15 protein-coding genes are annotated in these 16871 nt (G+C 56.4%); 6 read left to right on the top strand and 9 right to left on the bottom strand.

Annotated elements, in window-relative coordinates:
* The first annotated feature begins 6 nt into the window (after nt 1-6).
* On the top strand, nt 7-417 hold the full coding sequence (locus GUC22_RS15435; protein ID WP_024359456.1) for a pyrimidine (deoxy)nucleoside triphosphate diphosphatase: 411 nt from the start codon (nt 7-9) through the stop codon (nt 415-417).
* A gap of 182 nt (nt 418-599) precedes the next feature.
* A complete protein-coding gene (gene gdhA, locus GUC22_RS15440; RefSeq protein WP_004138255.1) occupies nt 600-1943 on the top strand; it encodes an NADP-specific glutamate dehydrogenase in 1344 nt (447 codons plus the stop codon).
* 70 nt (nt 1944-2013) lie between these two features.
* On the opposite strand, the gene GUC22_RS15445 is transcribed toward gdhA, so the two are convergent.
* Nucleotides 2014-3969, bottom strand: coding sequence for a DNA topoisomerase III (locus tag GUC22_RS15445; protein WP_004121401.1), 1956 nt, complete (start codon nt 3967-3969; stop codon nt 2014-2016).
* 4 nt (nt 3970-3973) lie between these two features.
* Nucleotides 3974-5017 carry a selenide, water dikinase SelD gene (gene selD, locus GUC22_RS15450; RefSeq protein WP_024359457.1) on the bottom strand — a complete coding sequence of 348 codons (1044 nt, stop codon included), beginning with the start codon at nt 5015-5017 and terminating at the stop codon, nt 3974-3976.
* Nucleotides 5018-5244: 227 nt separating this feature from the next.
* Here selD and phoC point away from each other — a divergent pair, with 227 nt between their 5' ends.
* A complete protein-coding gene (phoC, locus tag GUC22_RS15455; protein ID WP_004138262.1) occupies nt 5245-5991 on the top strand; it encodes an acid phosphatase PhoC in 747 nt (248 codons plus the stop codon).
* A 164-nt stretch (nt 5992-6155) separates the two neighbouring features.
* Here the strand turns inward: phoC and GUC22_RS15460 are convergent, their stop codons facing one another.
* Complete coding sequence (locus GUC22_RS15460) at nt 6156-6707, bottom strand: NAD(P)H nitroreductase (protein ID WP_049087343.1); 552 nt, start codon at nt 6705-6707, stop codon at nt 6156-6158.
* A 166-nt stretch (nt 6708-6873) separates the two neighbouring features.
* Here GUC22_RS15460 and sppA point away from each other — a divergent pair, with 166 nt between their 5' ends.
* The 3 genes from sppA (at nt 6874) to pncA (ending at nt 10490) form a co-directional block, all read left to right on the top strand.
* Nucleotides 6874-8727 carry a signal peptide peptidase SppA gene (gene sppA / locus GUC22_RS15465; protein WP_064371693.1) on the top strand — a complete coding sequence of 618 codons (1854 nt, stop codon included), beginning with the start codon at nt 6874-6876 and terminating at the stop codon, nt 8725-8727.
* A 94-nt stretch (nt 8728-8821) separates the two neighbouring features.
* A complete protein-coding gene (gene ansA / locus GUC22_RS15470) occupies nt 8822-9838 on the top strand; it encodes an asparaginase (protein WP_004138269.1) in 1017 nt (338 codons plus the stop codon).
* Between the two features lie 10 nt (nt 9839-9848).
* On the top strand, nt 9849-10490 hold the full coding sequence (gene pncA, locus GUC22_RS15475) for a bifunctional nicotinamidase/pyrazinamidase (protein ID WP_004138271.1): 642 nt from the start codon (nt 9849-9851) through the stop codon (nt 10488-10490).
* A gap of 130 nt (nt 10491-10620) precedes the next feature.
* Here pncA and GUC22_RS15480 read toward each other — a convergent pair whose 3' ends face one another.
* The 6 genes from GUC22_RS15480 to GUC22_RS15505 form a co-directional block, all read right to left on the bottom strand.
* Nucleotides 10621-11976, bottom strand: a complete 1356-nt coding sequence (locus GUC22_RS15480) for an MFS transporter (RefSeq protein WP_131930785.1) — start codon at nt 11974-11976, stop codon at nt 10621-10623.
* Nucleotides 11977-12118: 142 nt separating this feature from the next.
* Complete coding sequence (locus tag GUC22_RS15485) at nt 12119-12877, bottom strand: DeoR/GlpR family DNA-binding transcription regulator (RefSeq protein WP_160183618.1); 759 nt, start codon at nt 12875-12877, stop codon at nt 12119-12121.
* 136 nt (nt 12878-13013) lie between these two features.
* Nucleotides 13014-13997: an aldo/keto reductase gene (locus tag GUC22_RS15490; RefSeq protein ID WP_004138276.1), complete on the bottom strand. Its 984-nt coding sequence runs from the start codon at nt 13995-13997 to the stop codon at nt 13014-13016.
* 9 nt (nt 13998-14006) lie between these two features.
* Entirely contained in the window at nt 14007-14954 is a 948-nt protein-coding gene (locus GUC22_RS15495; RefSeq protein WP_049099750.1) for a carbohydrate kinase family protein, read from the bottom strand.
* A gap of 4 nt (nt 14955-14958) precedes the next feature.
* Nucleotides 14959-15795, bottom strand: a complete 837-nt coding sequence (locus GUC22_RS15500) for a ketose-bisphosphate aldolase (RefSeq protein WP_101868093.1) — start codon at nt 15793-15795, stop codon at nt 14959-14961.
* A gap of 24 nt (nt 15796-15819) precedes the next feature.
* Nucleotides 15820-16863 carry an NAD(P)-dependent alcohol dehydrogenase gene (locus GUC22_RS15505; protein ID WP_024359461.1) on the bottom strand — a complete coding sequence of 348 codons (1044 nt, stop codon included), beginning with the start codon at nt 16861-16863 and terminating at the stop codon, nt 15820-15822.
* Nucleotides 16864-16871: the final 8 nt, after the last annotated feature.

The raw sequence follows: 16871 nt of genomic DNA on the forward strand, positions 1-16871 counted from the left end.
ATTCACATGCCAAAAACCCTTGATGTTGTTGCCGCCATTATCGAACGCGATGGGCACATTCTGCTGGCGCAGCGGCCGCCCCACGCGGATCAGCCGGGAATGTGGGAGTTTGCCGGCGGAAAAGTCGAACCTGGCGAAACCCAGGCCCAGGCGCTGGCGCGTGAGCTGCAGGAGGAGCTGGCGATCGACGCCCGGCCGGAATGCTACATCGCCAGCCACCTGCGCGAAGTGTCCGCCCGCCTGATTCATCTTCACGCCTGGTGGGTTCCACATTTTCACGGCGAACCCATCGCCCGCTACCACAGCCAGCTGCGCTGGTGTTCACCCCAGGAGGCGTTTACCTTCAACCTTGCGCCAGCCGATATTCCCCTGCTCGAAGCCTTTATCGCCCGGCGCGCCGCTCTCCCTTCCCGCTAATTTTGTCTGGCGGCAGTCATCGCTTTTGATTATGAGCACCGCCAGATTATAAATTTTGCTTTCTGAACAATTTTTCCTTGCTTAACTAACGATTTCCGATGGTATAGTCGGAAAATCGGCTTTTTCAAGGGCCGAATCATAATAAATAGACGCAACCACAACCATAAGGGGAACTTATATCTATGGATCAGACGTGCACTCTGGAAGGTTTTCTCGCCCGCGTTCAACAGCGCGATCCAAATCAAACTGAATTTGCTCAGGCGGTCCGCGAGGTGATGACCACCCTGTGGCCATTTCTTGAGGAAAATCCGCGCTATCGTCAGATGAATTTGCTGGAACGTCTGGTTGAACCGGAGCGTGCTATCCAGTTCCGCGTCGTTTGGGTTGATGACCGCAATCAGGTTCAGGTTAACCGCGCCTGGCGCGTGCAGTTCAACTCCGCCATCGGCCCTTATAAGGGCGGTATGCGTTTCCACCCCTCCGTAAACCTGTCGATTCTGAAATTCCTCGGTTTTGAACAAACCTTCAAAAACGCTCTGACCACCCTGCCAATGGGCGGCGGTAAAGGCGGCAGCGACTTCGATCCTAAAGGCAAAAGCGATGGCGAAGTGATGCGTTTCTGCCAGGCGCTGATGACCGAACTGTATCGCCACCTCGGCCCGGATACCGACGTGCCGGCCGGTGATATCGGCGTAGGCGGGCGTGAAGTGGGCTTTATGGCCGGGATGATGCGTAAGCTCTCCAACAACAGCGCCTGCGTATTCACCGGTAAAGGCCTCTCCTTCGGCGGCAGCCTGATTCGTCCGGAAGCCACCGGTTACGGTCTGATTTACTTCACCGAAGCGATGCTTAAGCGCCACGGTTTAGGATTTGAAGGGGCTCGCGTCGCGGTGTCCGGCTCGGGCAACGTGGCGCAGTACGCGATTGAAAAAGCTATGGAGCTCGGCGCGCGGGTGATTACGGCTTCCGACTCAAACGGTACCGTGGTTGACGAAGCCGGCTTCACCAAAGAAAAACTGGCGCGCCTGATCGACATTAAAGAGCGCAGCCACGGCCGCGTGGCGGATTACGCGCGCGAGTTCGGCCTGACCTATCTTGAAGGCAAACAGCCGTGGTCCGTGCCGGTGGATATCGCTCTGCCGTGCGCCACGCAAAACGAGCTGGACGTCGACGCTGCCCGTCAGCTGATCGCCAACGGCGTGAAGGCCGTCGCCGAAGGCGCCAATATGCCAACCACTATCGCAGCGACCGATCTGTTCCTCGAAGCGGGCGTGCTTTTTGCGCCGGGTAAAGCGGCGAACGCCGGCGGCGTAGCCACCTCGGGCCTGGAAATGGCGCAGAACGCCGCGCGCATGGGCTGGAAAGCGGAGAAAGTGGACGCTCGTCTGCACCACATCATGCTGGATATCCACCACGCCTGCGTTGAGTACGGCGGCGAAGCGAAGCAGACCAACTACGTACGCGGCGCGAACATCGCCGGTTTCGTGAAGGTCGCCGACGCGATGCTGGCGCAGGGCGTGATTTAAGACGGATATTTCTTCGAACCCGGCGCAGGTTCGGATGATATCGAGATAAACCCCGGTTTCCCGGGGTTTTTTATTGCGGGCTTTCCGCCGCGGGGCCGGAGGCGGATTTTTTATCTTTCGCTTTGGCTCGGCCTTTCCCCTTACTAAAGCTTTTCTTGCCGTCGCCCGGCGCCACAATTCCGCGGAAGCGGCGTACCGGCGTGCTCCTGGCCTGGTCGATAAGCTGGAACAGGGTACCGACCAGCGGCTGCATAAAGTCCTGATAGCGGCACTGCTTCTCGCTGATTTGCGTCAGAATCGACTCCCAGTGGGCGGTCATATCCGGGCGCGTCGCCATTTCAGGCAGCGAATGGAACAGCGCCTTCCCGGCGTCGGTTGAGTGGATATAGCGCCCTTTCTTGGTTAAGAAGCCGCGCTTGAACAACAGTTCGATAATGCCGGCGCGGGTCGCCTCCGTACCGAGGCCGTCCGTTGCGCGCAGGATCTTCTTCAGATCTTTATCCTGCACAAAGCGGGCGATGCCGGTCATCGCCGACAGCAGCGTGGCGTCGGTAAAGTGACGCGGCGGCTGGGTCTGCCGCTCCACCACTTCGCCTTTTTCGCACAGCAGCTCGTCATCTTTTGCCACCACCGGCAGCGGCATGCCGTCGTTCTCTTCGTCGCGCTCTTTATTGCCCAGCAGGGTTCGCCAGCCCGCTTCCGCCAGAAAACGCGCTTTGGCAACGAACTTGCCGTTGGCGATGTCGAGATCGATCTGACATTTGCGGAACACCGCATCCGGGCAGAACTGCATCAGATACTGGCGGGCAATCAGGCCGTAAACCTTCTCTTCGTTGTCGCTGAGCTTCACCTGCGAGCTGCGGGCGGTCGGAATAATCGCGTGGTGGGCATCGACCTTTTTATCGTCCCAGCAGCGGTTGCGGATCTCCGGATCCACCACCGGCTGCGGCAGCAGATCCGCCGCGTGCACGCTGATGGCGTTCAGCACCGCATGGCGCCCGGCAAAATGCTCTTCCGGCAGGTAGCGGCTATCCGAACGCGGATAGGTAATCAGTTTATGGGTTTCATACAGCTTCTGGCAGATATCCAGCACGTTCTGCGCGCTAAAGCCGAAGCGCTTCGCGGCTTCAATCTGCAGCGCCGAGAGGGAGAACGGCAGCGGCGCTGGCTCAGAGTCCCGCTTATCGTTATAAGCGGTGACCGTCGCCGGCTGGCCCTCAATGCGCTTGACGACGTGCTCGGCAAGCGAGCGATGCAGCAGCCGTCCCTCTTCATCCTGATACGGTTCACAGGCCTCGCTGGGCACCCAGGTGGCGACAAAACGTTCATCCTTGGGGGTAACGATATGCGCCTTTACGTCGAAGAAATCTTTAGCGACGAAGTTTTCAATCTCTTCATCGCGGCGTACCACCAGCCCCAGCACCGGCGTTTGCACGCGTCCGACCGATAGCACCCCTTGATAACCGGCGTTACGGCCAAGGATGGTGTACGCGCGGGTCATATTGATCCCGTACAACCAGTCGGCGCGGGCGCGGGCCAGCGCCGAGACGCACAGGGGTACAAATTCGCTGTTGGCGCGTAGGCGGTTAATCGCCCGCTCCACCGCCTGCGGGTTAAGATCGTTGATCAGACAGCGCTGCACCTGCTGACGCTTTTCCGGCGCCAGCTGCAGATAGTCAAGTACCTCATCCACCAGCAGTTGACCCTCTCTGTCCGGGTCACCGGCATGAATGACTTCCTGCGCATCGCCGAGCAGACGCTTAATCACGTTAAGCTGTTTGGTCACCGATGGCTTAGGCTGGAGCTGCCACTTTTCCGGCACGATCGGCAGGTCGAGCAGGTTCCAGCGCGCATAGCGCGCATCATAGACATCGGGCTGGGCCTGCTCCAGCAGGTGACCGATGCACCAGGTGACCACCTGCCCGTTACCGCACTCAATATAGCCGTCGCCTTTGCGATGCGGTTTTGGCAGCACCTCGGCGATGGCGCGGCCGAGACTCGGTTTTTCTGCAATAAACAGCCGCATGAAATCAACGGATCTCAATCATGGGGCGTCCGCCGCGGGCGGTTACCAGCTCGCCGATAGCGCTAAGCGTGATACCAAACTCAGCGGCGGCTGCCTGCACCTCAGCCTCGGCCTCCGGCGCTACCGCCAGCAGCAGACCGCCGGAAGTTTGCGGATCGCACAGCAGATCGCGCCACTCTGGCGGCATATCGCCCATCAGATGACCGTAGCTGGCGAAATTACGCCCGGTACCGCCCGGCACCGCGCCCGCCGCGATGTAGGCTTCCACGCCGGGCAGTTTCGGGATATCTGCATAGGTAAGCTGCGCCTGTACGCCCGCGCCGCGGCACACTTCGCTGAGATGGCCCAGCAGCCCGAAGCCGGTCACATCAGTCATCGCCTTCACGCCGTCGATATGGGCAAATGCCGAGCCAACGAGGTTCATCTGGCACATGGTTTCCGTCGCCAGCCCCTGGTGCTCTGGCTTCAGCAGCGACTTTTTCTCCGCGGTGGTCAGCACGCCAATACCCAGCGGTTTAGTGAGATACAGCTTGCAGCCGGCCTGCGCGGTGCTGTTTTTCTTCACCCGCTCGGTCGGAACCACGCCGGTCACCGCAAGACCGAAGATGGGTTCAGGCGCATCAATCGAGTGGCCCCCGGCCAGCGCGATCCCCGCCTGCTGGCAGGCAAAACGACCGCCCTCAACCACCTGACGGGCAATTTCCGGCGCCAGGGTATTGATGGGCCAGCCGAGAATAGCGATCGCCATAATCGGCTTACCGCCCATGGCGAAAATATCGCTGATGGCGTTGGTCGCCGCGATGCGCCCAAAGTCGAACGGATTGTCGACGATCGGCATAAAAAAGTCGGTGGTGCTGACGATCGACGTACCGTTGCCGAGATCGTAGACGGCGGCATCATCGCTGGTTTCGTTGCCCACCAGCAGATTTGGGTCGATAAATTTGGCCTGGTCGCTTTGCAGGATAGTTTCCAGCACTTTAGGGGAAATTTTACACCCGCAACCGGCTCCGTGGCTGTATTGCGTTAAACGAATGGTTTGCTCGCTCATGGACATCTCCTGTCATTGCAATCCCGCTATGGTAGCGCCCAAACGGCGGAGTGGTAAGTGCGACAGTCCGAAATCGCGTATGGTTGCTCATTAAGCAGACAAAAAACCGATTTTGCGATGCGGGCCCGCTTTTTCAACGTGATTTTACCCTTTACTAAAAAATGACAGAAATATGACAAGCATAAATTCTGTTTTCTCTGGACATATAACAACGTAAGGAAATTTTAATGAAAAAGCGTGTTCTCGCCGTTTGCCTGGCCAGTTTCTTCTCCATCAACGCTTTCGCCCTGGTTCCCGCCGGTAACGACGTCACCACCAAGCCCGATCTCTACTATCTGACCAATGCGCAGGCTATCGACAGCCTCGCGCTGCTACCGCCGCCGCCGGAGGTGGGCAGTATCGCGTTTTTAAACGATCAGGCAATGTATGAGAAAGGACGCCTGCTGCGCGGCACCGAGCGCGGCAAACTGGCGGCGGAAGACGCAAACCTGAGCGGCGGCGGCGTCGCCAACGCCTTCTCCGGTGCCTTCGGCTCGCCTATTACCGCCAAAGATGCGCCGGAGCTGCACAAGCTGCTCACCAACATGATTGAAGATGCCGGCGACCTGGCGACGCGAGGAGCGAAGGAGAAATACATGCGCATTCGCCCCTTTGCGTTTTATGGCGTCGCCACCTGTAACACCAAGGAACAGGATACGCTATCGAAAAACGGCTCCTACCCCTCCGGCCACACCTCTATCGGCTGGGCCACCGCGCTGGTGCTGGCTGAGATTAATCCCCAGCGGCAAAACGAAATCCTTAAGCGCGGCTTTGAGCTGGGCGAAAGCCGGGTGATCTGCGGCTATCACTGGCAGAGCGACGTCGACGCGGCGCGTATCGTCGGTTCGGCGGTCGTCGCCACGCTGCATACCAACCCGGCCTTCCAGCAGCAGCTGCAGAAAGCGAAAGACGAATTCGCGAAACGACAGAAGTAACGTCGTCCGCGGTTTGGTAGCCCGGACAGGCGCGCCAGCACCGCCTCCGGGAAAGGCGTCGAGTCTGATACGCTGGCACTACTTCCAGCCGGCTCGCGCCGCGCTTAGCCGGGCTACAACCCGAGGCGGCGATGAGCCGGGCCCGTCCGGCATAAAGAACGAACTCAGAAGCGCGTCACGAACGGCGCGGTATCCGGCAAAGCGATCGTTGTTGAAGCTTTGAGCTGCGGGGTCCCCAGATAGAGAAATCCCACGATTTTATCCTGCTCGCGGCAGGCAAACCCTTCGCGTACAACCGGGCTTTCGGTTAACGCGCCGCTGCGCCAGATGCCGTTATACCCCTGCGCCACGGCCGCCATCTGCATGGCCATCACCGCGCAGCCTGCCGACATCTCCTGTTCCCATTTGGGTACTTTCGGATGTTCTTCACAGCGCGCCACCACCGCAATGATCAGCGGCGCGCGAAACGGCGCGCTGCGGGCTTTTTCAATCGCTTTTTCATCTCCGCCTGCCGCCACCGCGCCTTTTTCCAGCAGTTGGCTGAAGCGCTCGCGCCCTTCATCAGCGATAATGAAGAAGCGCCACGGCTGTAGCGTCCCGTGGTCCGGCGCGCGCAGGCCGGCGCGCAGGATGTTTTCCAGCTGTTCGCCCGCCGGCGCCGGGTCGGTCAGACGTGAAGCGCTGCGGCGATTAACCAGTAGTTCGAGAGCATCCATCTGTATAACTCCTGTGATGTGATTTTTCACAAAATTAACATGAGCAAGGATTTTGTTACAGCCCAACGGGTGATTCCTGCTGACAACCGACGGCACTCTCATTAGGATAGCCAGACGCGGCGGCCCCTGCGGCTCGCCCATTTTTGATTATGGTTAGGGAGAATACATGCGAACTCTTTGGCGACTGCTCGCCGGATTTTTTAAATGGACATGGCGCGTGCTCAATTTCATTCGCCAGCTCGCACTGAACGTGGTTTTCCTGGTGCTGGTGCTGGCCTGCGTCGGCATCTGGGCCCAGTTCAGCAGCACAACGACAGAGCACAGTACCCGCGGCGCGCTGCTGCTGGATATCACCGGCGTGGTGGTCGATAAACCCTCGGCCAGCAGCAAGCTTGGCGTAATTGGCCGCCAGCTGTTTGGCGCCAGCTCCGATCGCCTACAGGAAAACTCGCTGTTCGATATTGTGCAGACCATTCGCCAGGCGAAAGACGACCGCAATATCACCGGTATCGTGCTGGATCTGAAGAACTTTGCCGGCGGCGATCAGCCATCGATGCAGTATATCGGTAAAGCGCTGCGCGAATTCCGCGATAGCGGCAAGCCGGTATATGCCATCGGCAGCAGCTACAGCCAGGGTCAGTACTATCTCGCCAGCTTCGCCAATAAGATCTGGCTTTCGCCGCAGGGCGAAGTAGACCTGCATGGCTTCGCGACCAACGGCCTGTACTATAAATCGCTGCTCGACAAGCTCAAGGTATCGACCCATGTGTTCCGCGTCGGCACCTATAAGTCAGCGGTAGAACCGTTTATCCGCGACGATATGTCCCCGGCGGCGCGCGAAGCGGATAGCCGCTGGATCGGCGAGCTGTGGCAAAACTACCTCAACACCATTGCCGCCAACCGCCAGATCACCGCACAGCAGCTGTTCCCCGGCGCTCAGGGCGTGATTGACGGGCTGCGTAAAGTCGATGGCGACACGGCTAAATACGCGCTGGATAACAAGCTGGTTGACGAGCTGGGCACCTCCACCGAGGTCGAGAAAGCGCTGACTAAGCAGTTTGGCTGGAGTAAAGCGGATAACAACTACAGCGCGATCAGCTATTACGATTACAGCGTCAAAACGCCTGCCGACCAGGGTTCCGCGATTGCGGTTATCTTTGCTAACGGCGCGATTATGGATGGCGAAGAAACGCCGGGTAACGTCGGCGGCGACACCACCGCCGCGCAGATCCGCGACGCGCGCCTCGATCCGAAAGTGAAAGCGATCGTGCTGCGGGTAAACAGCCCGGGCGGCAGCGTCAGCGCCTCAGAAATGATTCGCGAAGAGCTGGCGGCAGCGAAAGCGGCCGGAAAACCGGTTGTGGTATCGATGGGCGGCATGGCGGCCTCCGGCGGTTACTGGATCTCCACCCCGGCGAATTATATCGTCGCGAACCCCAGCACCCTTACCGGCTCTATCGGTATCTTTGGGGTGATCAATACCGTCGAAAATACCCTCGGCTCGATTGGCGTCCATACCGACGGCGTGGCCACCTCGCCGCTGGCCGATGTCTCCACCACCAAAGCACTACCGCCGGAAGTGCAGCAGCTGATGCAGCTCAGCATCGAAAACGGCTACAAGCGCTTTATCACCCTGGTGGCGAACGCGCGTAAGAGCACGCCGGAGAAAGTCGACCAAATCGCTCAGGGCCACGTCTGGACCGGTGAAGATGCGAAAGCGAACGGCCTGGTCGACAGCCTTGGCGACTTTGACGACGCGGTGGCAAAAGCCGCCGAGCTGGCTAAGCTGAAACAGTGGCATATCAACTACTATCAGGAAGAGCCGACTTTCTTCTCGATGGTCGTCGATAGCCTGACGGGTTCCGTTCGCGCGGCGCTGCCGGCAGCGGTACAGGCGTATCTGCCCGCACCGGTCGCCGCGGCGGCCAATGCGGTGAAAACCGAGAGCGATAAGCTGGCGGCATTCAACGATCCGCAGAACCGCTACGCGTTCTGCTTAACCTGCGCCAATATTCGTTAATCCTCTGCCGCCCCATCCCGTGGGGCGGCATTTACTTTATTTTTTCTTCCGCCCCTCTATACTGCGCCTGTCTACGTTTAACCTAAGCGATGCTATGCAGAAGAAATCTATTTACGTTGCCTATACCGGCGGCACCATTGGTATGCAGCGTTCTGAACACGGCTATATCCCCGTTTCCGGCCATTTACAGCGCCAGCTGGCGTTGATGCCCGAGTTTCACCGCCCAGAGATGCCGGACTTCACCATTCATGAATACGCCCCGTTAATGGACTCTTCCGATATGACGCCGGAAGACTGGCAGCATATCGCCGACGATATTCGCGATCATTATGACCAGTACGACGGTTTCGTGATCCTCCACGGCACGGATACCATGGCGTTTACCGCCTCGGCGCTCTCCTTCATGCTGGAAAATCTGGGGAAACCGGTTATTGTGACAGGGTCACAAATTCCGCTCGCCGAGCTGCGCTCTGATGGCCAGATTAACCTGCTCAACGCGCTGTACGTCGCCGCCAACTACCCGATTAACGAAGTGTCGCTGTTCTTCAATAACCGCCTCTACCGCGGCAACCGCACGACGAAGGCCCATGCCGATGGCTTTAACGCCTTCGCCTCGCCCAACCTGGCGCCGCTGCTGGAAGCCGGCATCCACATTCGCCGGCTCGGCACGCCTCCCGCTCCGCACGGTAGCGGCGAACTGGTGGTTCATCCCATTACGCCGCAGCCGATTGGCGTGGTGACGATTTATCCCGGCATTTCCGCCGACGTGGTGCGCAACTTCCTGCGCCAGCCGGTCAAAGCGCTGATCCTGCGCTCCTATGGCGTTGGCAACGCGCCGCAGAACGGCGAATTTATTCAGGTCCTGACCGAGGCCAGCCAGCGCGGTATCGTGGTGGTTAATTTGACCCAGTGTATGTCTGGCAAGGTCAATATGGGCGGCTACGCCACCGGTAACGCGCTGGCGCAGGCTGGCGTAATTAGCGGTTTTGACATGACCGTCGAAGCCACGCTGACCAAGCTACACTATTTGCTGAGCCAGGATCTGGACGTGGCGGCTATCCGTCACGCCATGCAGGAGAATCTGCGCGGCGAACTGACACCCGATGAGTAAGGAGAAGCACATGACCCAGCGCGCGCTGCTACTGGTCGACTTACAAAATGATTTTTGCGCCGGCGGCGCACTTGCCGTCCCGCAGGGCGACAGTACGGTGGACGTCGCCAACCGGCTTATCGACTGGAGCCTGCAACGAGGCGAAACGGTGGTTGCCAGCCAGGACTGGCATCCGGCGAATCACGGCAGCTTTGCCAGCCAGCATCAGGTTGAGCCCTATACCCAGGGCGAGCTTGACGGCCTGAAGCAAACGTTCTGGCCGGATCACTGCGTGCAAAATAGCGAAGGCGCGGCGCTGCATCCGCTGCTCAAACAGCAAGATATTGCCGCCGTATTCCATAAAGGCGAAAATCCGTCCATTGACAGCTACAGCGCCTTTTTCGATAACGGTCACCGGCAGAAAACGCGGCTCGATGCGTGGCTGCGCGAGCGCGGCATTAACGAGCTAACGGTGCTGGGGCTCGCCACCGACTACTGCGTCAAGTTTACCGTGCTCGACGCCCTCAATCTGGGCTATACCGTCAACGTGATTACCGACGGCTGCCGCGGGGTGAATATTCAGCCGCAGGATAGCAATCTGGCGTTTATGGAGATGGCCGCCGCGGGGGCAACGCTGTATACGTTGGCGGACTGGGAAGAAACCCAGGTGTAAAATCCGCCGACAGGACGCCGTGCGGTCTTCCTCCCTGGGCGGCATAAAACGCCTTGCCCGGGCGACAGGTCCGCGCGGTTTCGTATCCTGGACAGACGCGCAGCATCGCCTCCGGGACTCCGCAAAAGTATCACCCAAGGCTTGAAATCTCTTCCAGCGAAACTTTGCGCGTTTCGATGCCAAAGCAAAACAGAATCAGCGCGCAAAGTACCAGCATGACGCCCAGGACGATAAAAACGCTAATTGAACCGTAGCGCGTCAGCAGGAGCGCGACGCCGTAAGGGGTAAAAACCGCGACAATTCTTCCTATCGCGTTAACAAATCCCGAACCGCGTAGCCTGAGGTGCGTTGGCCACAGCTCCGGTACATACACCGCGGAAGCAAAGCAGACGTACATATACAGGAAAAAGATCATCACCAGACCATAGCTTAGAATGGCCCACTCCGCGGTCTGAATAGAGTAGACGTAACCGAGCAGTGCGATAATCATCAGCAGTGAGGAGCCAAATAATCGGCGCGGAAAACGATCGATAATCAGCGCGGCGATAAATATCCCCACCGGCGCGCCAATCATAATAATCGCGGTCATCAAGATAGATTTCGTCACGTCGATCCCCGAGTTGACGAAAATCGTTGGGATCCACACCGTGATGGTATAGAGCGAAATGTTCATAGCGATAAGGACCGTGATCGCCACCAGCGTCCGCCGCAGCATCTGGCCTTTAAAAAGTAGCCAGAACGAACCGCTCTCCGCGCACGGCTCCGCCGGGCCAGCCCCCTGCCAGGGCGGTAAGGTGATGCTTTTCTCTTTCTCGATTTGCAACTCCACCTGCAGGAGATGTTTTTCAGCGGCGTTTCGTTGCCCCTTGCCTGCGAGCCAGCGGGGCGACTCAATAAAATATTTCCCCGACAGATACCATGCCAGCAGCATTGCCGCGCCGCCGAGCAGAAACATCATCCGCCAGCTTAAAAAGGCGATCACCACGACGCCGATGGCCGCCGACAGCATGGGCGACCAGTTGCCGACAAACGACAGCCGGGCGGACCATTTTCCGCGCACCGCGGGCGGAATAAATTCGGTAAATGAGGCATAGCCCACCATGATCAGCGCTCCCATTCCGCAGCCCATCAGACAGCGGAAAAAGATAAGCCAGTACATGTTGGGGACAAATGTCGCCGCACAGGCAGAGATTCCAACGATAAGTAAATTCACGCGAAAGGCTTTGCGACGGCCAAGATAATCGCCCATAAAACCGCCGGTCAGCGATCCGATGAAGTAGCCAAACATCAGCGCTGAGGTGAATGTCGCATTGAGGTAATTATTTGACCAGCCGTTACTGACTAATTTTGCCAATACTATGTTGCCGGAATAGCTGAGAAAACCGGTGATTAATAAGCTGAAACTAATAATGCCGAAAATACGAAAATGAAATCGTGATAAGGGTAAGCGATCTAATCTTGCGCCGATAGGGTCACATTGTTCCATCTGGATGCCTCAAATTCAGCTAAAATTATTAAGTATGGCGTTCGCGGCAGAGTTAATTTTGCCGCGCGATCCATCATCATTAATTTTTTATGGCATTGCCCAGGTGCAAACTAAAACAATATCGACACGACCAACGGTGACGTTAATAAACGAGTTGAATATTATTTTTTTTACAGAATGCAATCCACTGTGCACCCGGCGCCTTATTGGTAATAAGGTAATTAATATGACTAAAATCCACGAGCTGGACGAAAGCTTTACGATCGAACTTTGAATGGTCGACCAGCAGCGCCACTTCCGTTGCCTGGCGGATCATGGTTTTCTTGATTTCCGCTTCCGCTTCGTTAGAGTCCAGCGCCCCGCTTTGCATATCGAGACCCTTGCAGCTCATCACCATAATATCAACATGATAACGACTGATAATTTCCTTGGTGATCCGCCCCTGCAGCGACAGCGTATTTTTATTCAGCTCTCCGCCGGTGGAAACAACGTTTATTTCCGACTGCGCCAGTTCATGGAAGGCTTCCGCGGAATTGGTCAGCAGCGTGAGATCATTTCTTTCCTTCAGCAGTTTTAATAACTCCATCGCGGTACTGCTGGAATCAGCGGCCATAGTGGTCTTATTTTTAATAAACGGCAAGGCGTTACGGGCAATGACCTGTTTCTCTTCAAAATGAGACTTTGCGCGTTTATAAAAATGAACATTATCGGACAACGCGCTGGTATTTAATACTGCGCCGCCGTACGTGCGAGTCAAAAAACCTTCATCTTCAAGCTTTTCCAGATCGCGGCGAATCGTTTCCTCTGTGACCTGAAAAATTGCGCTTAAATTAGAAACCGCTACTTTCTTATCATTAGCCACCATTTGCTTAATGGCCTGAATTCTGTCTTTTGCCGCCACGGTAACACCTCTGTTTCCTGCAAAGTCATAATAAACCCCTGGTATCCGCCAGGTCATGTTTGTTTTAAAAATAACATGTCCGAATCACAGATTCCAATATTCTTTTACACAGAAACAGAGGTCAGTCACGCCGCGCTTATTGGGTCTCCAGCGCTTGCGCCATTTGTCTCATCAGTAATGAATCATCATCCGTCAGAGCGATGGTCAGCGCGTCGATATTCTCGCGCACCTGTTCGGGCGCCGTAGCGCCGCTAAGTAAGGTGATTAAATCGCTTTGCTTTAGGATCCACGCCAGCGCCAGGGCGGGGATGGCGCAGCGATATTTCTCGCACAGCGGCTGCCACTGCTCGAGCATATCAATCACGCGCAGCATATTTTCCCGCTGGAACCAGACTTTGTTGGCCCGCGCGCCGCCGGGAACATAATCCCGTGTGATAGTACCGGACAGCAGCCCCTGCTCGAGCGGCGAGTAGACCTGCACCACGATGCCGTTCTGCTGGCACAACGGCAGCAGCTCGGCTTCCAGCGCCCGGTCAAGGATGCTGTATTTGGCCTGCACGATATCCAGCTCGCCGTGTTTGAGATATTCCCTGATATGTCCGGCATCGACGTTCGCTGCGCCGATAGCGCGGATCTTTCCCTCTTTCTTTAGCGCGTTCAGCGTCGCTACGGTCTCCGCAATTGGCGTAAAGCAGGGTTCGACTGACTGCCAGTGGGTCATATAGATATCAATGGTGTCGATACCCAGCCTTTGCAGGCTGGCATCCACCTCTTCGCGAATCGACTCGGGCGTCAGGTTTTTATACAGCTGGCGATCCCCCACTTTATTAAACAGGCTTCCCGTCCGCTCCCAGACGATGCCGCATTTGGTCTCAACCACTATATCGCGGCGCGGCAGCTGCTTTAGCGCCTGACCAACAATCACTTCGCTATTGCCGAAGTTGTAGCCCGGCGCGGTATCAATCAGATTAATTCCGCAGCGATGCGCCTCAATAATGGTGTCGATGCAAATCCGCAGGTCGAGATCACCGTTCCATGCCGGGCCGCCGCCGATGGCCCATGTTCCTAATCCCATGCGGGAAAGCCTAATATCCGTACTGCCTAAAGGAATCATTTTCATCTGTCGCTATTACCCTTCGTATTCATCAAGAAGTTGTTCAACCAGCTTTCTGTTTTTTACGCCCGTCGTGGCGCCCACGCTGAGGACCGATATCGCCGCCGTGGCGTTTGCAAACAGCGCGCATTCGCGCAGCGGCTTGCCTTCAAGCAGCGCGGAGATAAATCCCGCGGCAAAATTATCCCCGGCGCCGATGGTATCGATGGCGGTAATCCCTGAAACCGCCGGAACCGCCATCTTCATATCGGCCCGCTTAATAAAACAGCCCCTCTTGCCGGTCTTAATGACGACCGTTTTCACGCCGCAGTTCAGGAAACTATCGGCAATCTCATCCAGCGTCTCTTTCCCGGTGAGCAGTTTTGCCTCGGCAAAATTGGGAAACAGATAATCGACATAGCCCAGCGCCTCACGAATATCCTCCAGGGTTTCGTTAAGCCGCGGCTTAATCATATCGGCGCAAATCATCAGCCCGTACGCTTGCGCCTGAGAGAAAATCTCCACTAACGCTTTGCCGTCGAGCAGCGGACTATTAAAAATACTCGCCAGCGACAGCAGTCTTGCCTGTGAGAAGCGCTTAAAATCGACATCGTTAATATTCAGCTGCCACAGGCTGCCGTTGCGATTAGTGACGAAAGTACGTTCGCCATCAGCGGTCACTAAACCTACGTTGATGGAGGTATCTATATTGGCATCCTGCTTCAGGCTCAGAATATCAATCTTCTCTCGACGACAGTGGTCGAGAATAAAATGACCCGCCGCGTCATTCCCTACTCGACTGATTAATGCCGTCCGATGTCCAAGGCGAGAAATAATCGTCGCCTCATTAATTGCATCCCCCCCAGTGGTCATCGCAATGCGTTCTAATGGATAAGAGTCGACATCAAAGATATTTTTACTCACCGGCTGCAGGGGAATATCCACGATGGCCGCCCCCAGACAAATAACCTCGATATTATCCATAGTGTCATTCCGCTTTCCCGTCAGAGCCAAACAGTTTGATTTTCTCCAGCGCGCGGGCTTTTACCGCATTGCGGACTTCACGCTCAACGTGCAGGAACGGCTGATTCTGGTTCTCCTGGACCGCCGCCATCGCCGCCTGGCACAGTTCGGTGTGGATATTGATTTTCGCAATGCCTAATGAAATGGCCTTCTTGATATCCGCATCGCTAATGCCGGACGCGCCGTGCAGCACCAGCGGAACGGCCACCGCCTCGCGCACGCGCTTAACCACGTCAAAATTCAGTTTCGGTTCTGAGGTATAGACACCATGCTGGTTGCCAATCGCCACCGCCAGCGAATCACAGCCGGTACGTTCGACGAATTCCGCCGCCTGATCCGGATCGGTATAGTGATAGTCGGCCAGCGCTTCTTCGTAGACCGTTTCGTTCCCCACGTGCCCCAACTCCGCCTCAACCGGAATACCCAGCGGATGGAAGAAATCCACCGCCTCTTTGGTCAGGCAAATATTCTCTTCGAAGTCAAAGGCCGAGGCGTCGCGCATCAGCGAATTCATGCCGTGGACCCAGGCGTTATGGATAATCTCCATGCTGCGGCCATGATCCCAGTGAGCAATCACCGGTACCGATGCCTTTTTCGCCATCGAAACCATCATATGCGAAAAATCTTCAAACGAGGTATTGCCCACAAATCCGGTACCGAAAGAGATAATCACCGGCGACTTAGCCTCTTCCGCCGCATCAATCACCCCCATTAACATTTCCGCATTCCACACGTTAAAGTGGGCAATCGCATAATGTTTATTCCGGGCATCATTTTCCCAATATTTAATATCTGCCAGCATGGTTGTTTCTCCCTTTGCAATAAATTAATGGTTAACTTTAATAACGCCTTTAATGATTTCACGTTTGTTATTAACGGATTCGTCAAACGCGCGCTGAACATCCTCAAAATCGTAAATATGCGTCACCATCGACTTCACATCGAAACGCCCGGAGGAAATAGCTTCAATGGTGACCGGATAGCGGTTGGCATAGCGGAAAACGGTCTGAATCGACACTTCACGGTTAATCTTGAGGAAATTGATCGCTGAATCCCCGGGAACCGTACCGACGATCATGATTTTCCCTCCGCGCATGACCAGATACGGAGCCTGCTTAACGGTGACAGCCGAACCGGCGGTTTCGAATACGATATCGGCCCCCATATCACCGGAGAACTGCTGGCAGCGCGCGACGGTGTCCTCTTTCGCGCCGTTGATAACGACGTTGGCGCCAAGCTTCCCGGCCATGGCAAGGCGTTTTTCCAGCACATCCACCACAGCAATGTTGGTTGCCCCCAGGCAAAGGCATGCCTGCAGGGTCATTAAACCAATACAGCCTGCGCCAAGAATGACGATTTTCTTGCCCGGCTTGACGTCCGCCAGCATCGCGGCATGCATGCCGACCGCCGCAGGCTCCACCAGCGCGCCTTCCATCGTGTCCATATTGTCGGGCAGCTTATAGGTGAAGCTCTCCGGATGGCACAGATAGTGGGTTAACGCGCCGCGATAATTTGGCTGCGTGGCCATGAAATCAACGTCAGGACAGATATTGTATTTTCCCTCCAGGCAGTAGCGGCAGTGGCCGCACGGCACGCCGGGCTCAATATTCACCCGGTCGCCGGGTTTAAATTTGCTCACGCGGTTGCCCACCGCCACTACCGTACCGGCGCATTCGTGCCCCAGACCAATTTCCTGATTGGGATCTTTCGGCGGAATAAAGGGGCCCGATTCAAAACCGTGGACGTCTGAGCCGCAAATACCGACGTATTCAATTTTTATCAGCACTTCATGCTCTTTCGGCACCGGGATATCGGCGGCAATAATTTTCATCGTGCCCGGCGTTTTTAATATCGCTTTTACATTCTTCATATTATTTC

The organism is Klebsiella sp. MPUS7 (assembly GCF_009905335.1).
GTDB lineage: Bacteria > Pseudomonadota > Gammaproteobacteria > Enterobacterales > Enterobacteriaceae > Klebsiella > Klebsiella grimontii.